The organism is Ruminococcus sp. OM04-4AA, from assembly GCF_003462585.1.
Classification (GTDB): Bacteria; Bacillota; Clostridia; order Lachnospirales; family Lachnospiraceae; genus Mediterraneibacter; species Mediterraneibacter faecis.
In genome coordinates this window covers 21,072-27,071 of the sequence record NZ_QTZH01000040.1, presented here as the reverse complement: position 1 = coordinate 27,071, position 6,000 = coordinate 21,072, and the positions used below count along the sequence as shown (strand labels likewise).

Sequence of the window (6,000 nt, the reverse complement as noted above, 5' to 3'; positions counted from 1 at the left end):
TTTTCCACATGAGATATTCACTCTGTGTGGATATCTCATGTGGAAAATGTGGATAACTCTAATTTTTAGAAAAAATATGATTGCGAGTAAAATTTCTAATTTATGCGATATTCTATTCACATTCTTCAGCGTCTGACAAGAAAATTTCTACATTTTCAATGAATTCGTCACATTTTTCAATATGAGGAAGTTGTTTGGTTTTGGCCATTCCTGCAATTTCAATCGAAGGAAGATAGTTCTGATATTCACTGGCTGCCAGAGAATTTTCAGGATTACTATTTCCTACAATAATGGAGATGCTGTTATTTAATTTATTCAGACAATGAAGAACATTTGCATTCGTATATCTCGTCTTTTGACAGGCGAAAAGATATTTGGAATTTGTATGTTCTTTGTGTGCTGCTTCAAAGTAGGTGAGAATATCTTTTTCACTAATTTCATTCTGAGTATAATAAGAAGAGCAGAGGGCATGAGCAATTGTCTTCTTATTTACATACATATTATAGATAAATGTACCCAGAATAGGAGAATACAGGATATTCTTTATGAATTTACTACGTTTTGTAGGAATCTTTGCCAGGTCTACCAGATTCGGCGGATTTATCATAATAACTTTATTTATAATTGTTTCATCGTTTGCACAGGCCATCAGTACAAATGGACAGGATTCACCAGAAACGATTACATCAGTTTTTTCTCCGATAATATGTTTGATAAAGTTCGTGATTAATTCTACATACAAATAATTAGTATATGTTAATCCCGGACGGTCGGAACAACCGCAGCCTAAAAGATCAATTGTATATACAGTATGGGATTTGGCAAGTTCCTCTATATTGTTTCTCCATTCATAGGAAGAAGAACATACATTGAGATTATGCACTAAAAGTAAAGGTGATCCTTCACCAGTTTTCTTATATGCGATTTTACCGAATCTCCAGTTATAGTATTCATATTCATCAGAATTGATTAATTTATCAGCAGTTGAGATATATTCTAATACACGGTTGGCAATATGCATTGCACCGAGAGAAACTCCTGCTAAAGTAGTAAAAAAAGTTAGTTTTTTCTTGATACTCAAATTACTCACCTTCCTTATTATAATAGTGGTTTTTTATATAAAAGTAAGAGTTTGAATTAAAGGAAACTCTTACTTTATTATACTACATTCTTAAATTCAAATAAAGCGAAAAAATCTTAATGTTTAATTATAGAAGAAGTGGCTTATCTCTTACAAATGTTTCACGTGAACATTTTTGATCTGCACAATCGAATCCGCACCCTGCGCGTGTAATATAGTTATTTACGAAACGTAGTACTAGAAATAGAAGAGAAAACACAATGTTTCACGTGAAACATTTGATTAGTTCTAGATTAATGAAAAGAAAGGTGATATAATAATGAATGTCCGAGAGAAAGGAGTAAAAATAATGGGTAGAGTGATAGCAATTGCGAATCAGAAAGGTGGAGTTGGTAAGACTACAACAGCAATCAACTTATCGGCCTCTTTAGCTAGTTCGGGAAAAAAAGTGCTTGCTATAGATATGGATCCTCAGGGAAATATGTCCAGTGGATTGGGCGTTGATAAGAATGAGGTTGAAAAGACAATTTATGAACTTATTATTGGTAAGTGTAAAATTGAGGAGTGTATTTGCAAGGAACCAATAGAAAATCTGAGTGTAGATGTGCTTCCGTCAAGTATTGATTTATCAGCCGCTGAGATTGAACTGATTGGCGTTGACAATAAGGAATATATTTTACGAGATGAAGTTGAAAAGATAAAAGACAATTATGACTTTATAATTATTGACTGCCTCCGGCATTGAGCATGCTTACAATTAATGCAATGACTACTTCTGACTCGGTGATTGTTCCAATTCAGTGTGAGTATTATGCACTGGAAGGATTAAGTCAATTGATGCATACGATTGAACTTGTTCAGGATAGACTGAATCCGAAACTTGAAATGGAAGGTGTCGTATTTACAATGTACGATGCAAGAACAAATTTATCATTACAGGTAGTGGAAAATGTAAAGGATAACCTGAACCAAAATATTTATAAGACAATTATTCCGAGAAATGTCCGATTGGCTGAAGCACCAAGTTATGGACTTCCAATCAATCTGTATGATCCAAAATCCAAAGGAACAGAGAGTTACATGCTTTTAGCAGAAGAAGTGATTAATAAAGGAGAATAAGTATGCCTGTGAAGAAGAGCGGACTTGGAAAAGGATTGGATAGTCTAATCCCAAACAAAAACGTTAAAAGCGCAAAACCTTCTGTAAAAGCGGACGAGAAAAAGGCAGCTCCGAAAGAAGAAATTTTAGAGGCAGGACCGATCATGGTGAAGATAAATAAAGTTGAACCAAATCGGGAACAGCCACGGAAAGATTTTGATGAAGATGCATTGATGGAACTTGCAGATTCAATTAAGCAGTTTGGTGTATTGCAGCCGATTCTTGTTCAGAAGAAGAAGGACTATTATGAAATTATTGCCGGTGAGAGAAGATGGCGCGCGGCAAAGCTGGCAGGATTGAAAGAAGTGCCAATTATCGTAAAAGAATTTACAGAGCAGGAAATTGTTGAGATTTCTTTGATTGAGAATATTCAGAGAGAAAATCTGAATCCGATTGAAGAAGCAATGGCTTATAAGAGACTGTTGAAAGAATTCAACTTGAAACAGGATGAAGTTGCTGAACGAGTGTCAAAGAGTAGAACTGCGGTTACGAACTCAATGAGATTATTAAAACTGAATGACAGAGTTCAGCAGATGATCATTGACGATATGATCAGTACAGGCCATGCAAGAGCTCTTCTGGCAATCGAGGATGAAGAGCAGCAGTACATGCTTGCCAACAAAATCTTTGATGAGAAGCTTAGTGTTCGCGAGACAGAGAAACTGGTGAAGGCTCTGAAGAATCCGAAAAAGGAAGAAAAAAAGCCGGAAGTAGAAAATCAGTTCGTATACACAAATCTTGAAGAGCAGATGAAGAGTCTGATCGGTACAAAAGTAAGTGTTCATGCGAAAGCAAATGGAAAAGGAAAGATTGAGATTGAGTATTACTCACCGGATGATCTGGAAAGAATCTATGAGTTGCTCATGACAATCCAGCATAATTAAAAAGGAGATGGTAGAAGTGACTGGAGTATTTGGCAATCTGGGAATTGATCCATTCTACGCATTTCTTATTTTACTTATTTTGCAGGTAGCCTTGCTTGTCGTACTTGTGTTAGTGTATGATAAGTATAAACACCTGGAAAAAGTATTTAATACCTTTATGAAGGGAAAGAATGGGAAATCACTGGAGGAATCCATTTTTGAACGGTTTGACAAGATCGACGAAGTCGTAGATCAGGTAGAAGAAAACCGTGAGGAGATTGCAGAACTTTATAATAAAATGAGAACGCATTACCAGAAAGTCGGAATCGTAAAATATGATGCATTCCATGAAATGGGAGGCGAATTAAGTTTTGCAATTACAATGTTAGATGAAAACAATACTGGATGGATTTTAAATATAATGCATAGTCGTCAGGGATGTTATGCATATGTGAAAGATATTGTAAAAGGTGAGAGTACAATTCAGCTGGCAGAGGAAGAAAGAGAAAGTCTTGAGAAAGCTATTTTTCAAGAAAATAAATAGTAAAAAAGAAATTAGACAGGAAAGGGTAAATAACATGTTAGACATCAAATTTGTAAGAAATAATCCGGATGTAGTAAAACAGAACATCAAAAATAAATTTCAGGATGAGAAGCTTCCACTTGTTGATGAAGTAATTGAACTGGACAAGAGAAACAGAGAAATCAAACAGGAAGTAGAAGCACTTCGCGCAGAGAAGAACAAAGCTTCTAAGGAAATCGGAGCAATGATGGCTCAGAAAAAAATCGAAGAAGCAGAAGCTCTGAAGAAGAAAGTTGCAGAGAGCAATGGACGTATCAATGAACTTTCCGAAGAAGAGAAAGAAGTAGAAGATAAACTGAAAAAGAACATGATGATTATCCCAAATATCATCGATCCATCTGTACCGATTGGTAAGGATGATAGTGAAAACGTAGAAGTTGAGAGATTCGGTGAGTCGGTTGTTCCGGATTTCGAAGTTCCATATCATACAGAGATTATGGAGTCATTCAATGGAATCGATCTCGATGCTGCAAGAAGAGTAGCAGGTAATGGTTTCTATTATCTGATGGGAGATATCGCAAGACTTCACTCAGCAGTTATCTCTTATGCAAGAGATTTCATGATCAACAGAGGATTCACATATTGCGTCCCACCTTTCATGATCAGAAGCAACGTTGTAACAGGTGTTATGAGTTTCGCTGAGATGGATGCTATGATGTACAAGATTGAAGGAGAAGACCTTTATCTGATCGGAACAAGTGAGCATTCTATGATTGGTAAATTCATTGGACAGACACTGGAGAAAGATCAGGTTCCACAGACTCTGACGAGTTATTCACCTTGCTTCAGAAAAGAAAAAGGTGCTCACGGAATTGAGGAGCGTGGAGTTTACAGAATCCATCAGTTCGAGAAACAGGAAATGATCGTTGTCTGCGAACCGGAAGAAAGCAAAGAATGGTATGAAAAACTGTGGAAGAATACAGTAGATCTTTTCCGTTCTATGGATATTCCGGTACGTACACTTGAGTGCTGCTCCGGAGATCTTGCAGATCTGAAAGTAAAATCTGTTGACGTAGAAGCATGGTCACCAAGACAGCAGAAATACTTCGAGGTGGGAAGCTGCTCTAACTTAGGAGATGCTCAGGCAAGAAGACTTGGTATCCGTATCAAAGGAGAGAACGGAAGCTACTTCGCTCATACATTAAACAACACAGTTGTTGCTCCACCGAGAATGCTGATCGCGTTCCTTGAGAACAATCTTCAGGCAGATGGTTCTGTAAGAATCCCGGAAGTTCTTCAGCCATACATGGGTGGAAACAAAGAAATTACACCAAAGAACAAATAAAGAAATATAAAGCAAATAAAATATGCATCAGTATTTAAAAGCAATTGGATTTGAAAATATTCAAACAAGAAAAGATCTGAAAAAGCTCTTAAAAGACGTAGAAGAGAATTTTACGCATCAGACAATTGTATCCTACAGACCGGGCGAAGATTTCTGCGAATTCCAGAAAGAGTTCGGTCAGGATGTAGGGATCACACTCTGCGGAGAACTTGATGATGAAGAACATTTTGAAGCTGCATATTATTTCCCATATTTTGAGGGAAGCGGAGTTACAACTTATGCAGAAATCGATGTGCAGAGAAAGATTGAGAAAGAACAGTATGTTGGTCTTTGTGAGGATTCCAAGATTGGAATCAGTCTGATCTTCACACTGCAGAATGGTGTGGAATATATGCGGGAGAAACAGGCCGGTCTTACAAAGGATGTGCAGACATCTGTAACATTTTCAGGATTGGCACAAGATGGAATGATTCTGCTTCCGGTCAATAAAAATGAGCAACAGATTTTAAATGAAAAGCGTGCGTCAGATACAAGAAGAGAATTGATGAACGCAGCCCGCAAGGGAGACCAGGCAGCAATCGAGACGCTGACATTTGACGATATGGATCTCTATTCCAAGGTGTCAAAGAGATTGGCGAATGAGGATGTATTTTCCATTGTGGATACGTATTTCATGCCGTTTGGAGCAGAATGTGATATGTATTCGATCATGGGAGAAATCCTGGCGGTGAGAGAGAGGATCAACAGAATGACAGGTGTGAGATTGTATCAGATGCGCCTGAATGTAAATGAACTGACATTTGATATCTGTGTTCCGGCAGATTCCGTGATGGGAGAGCCGGAGATCGGAAGACGGTTCAAAGGTACGATCTGGCTGCAGGGATATATTAATTTTAAAATGAAGAGAAATTGTTGCTGAGTGCACGCAGTGTGAAAAGGAATGGGAAATCCACATCCGGAATGTGAAAAACATTAAATAAATGTGGAAAAAAGATTTCATTTAACAGAAGAATGTGGATAACGAAGGCAC

5 protein-coding genes and 1 pseudogene are annotated in these 6,000 nt (G+C 37.4%); 5 read left to right on the top strand and 1 reads right to left on the bottom strand.

The window, feature by feature from the left end; genetic code table 11:
* Positions 1-112: 112 nt before the first annotated feature.
* Positions 113-1,081, bottom strand: a complete 969-nt coding sequence (locus DXB52_RS11345; protein WP_020436918.1) for an alpha/beta fold hydrolase — start codon at positions 1,079-1,081, stop codon at positions 113-115.
* Between the two features lie 349 nt (positions 1,082-1,430).
* Between DXB52_RS11345 and DXB52_RS11340 the strand changes: the two are divergent.
* The 5 genes and pseudogenes from DXB52_RS11340 to DXB52_RS11320 all read left to right on the top strand — a co-directional run bounded on the left by DXB52_RS11340 (position 1,431) and on the right by DXB52_RS11320 (position 5,889).
* Positions 1,431-2,200 (top strand): annotated as a pseudogene (locus DXB52_RS11340) (ParA family protein).
* Positions 2,201-2,202: 2 nt separating this feature from the next.
* Positions 2,203-3,123, top strand: coding sequence for a ParB/RepB/Spo0J family partition protein (locus tag DXB52_RS11335; protein ID WP_020436476.1), 921 nt, complete (start codon positions 2,203-2,205; stop codon positions 3,121-3,123).
* A 16-nt stretch (positions 3,124-3,139) separates the two neighbouring features.
* The gene (locus DXB52_RS11330) at positions 3,140-3,646 is read left to right on the top strand and encodes a DUF4446 family protein (protein WP_330577873.1); all 507 of its coding nucleotides are present in this window, start codon (positions 3,140-3,142) and stop codon (positions 3,644-3,646) included.
* A gap of 34 nt (positions 3,647-3,680) precedes the next feature.
* The gene (serS, locus tag DXB52_RS11325; protein ID WP_118107375.1) at positions 3,681-4,970 is read left to right on the top strand and encodes a serine--tRNA ligase; all 1,290 of its coding nucleotides are present in this window, start codon (positions 3,681-3,683) and stop codon (positions 4,968-4,970) included.
* A 22-nt stretch (positions 4,971-4,992) separates the two neighbouring features.
* Positions 4,993-5,889 carry a DUF3881 family protein gene (locus DXB52_RS11320; RefSeq protein ID WP_117977246.1) on the top strand — a complete coding sequence of 299 codons (897 nt, stop codon included), beginning with the start codon at positions 4,993-4,995 and terminating at the stop codon, positions 5,887-5,889.
* Positions 5,890-6,000 lie beyond the last annotated feature (111 nt).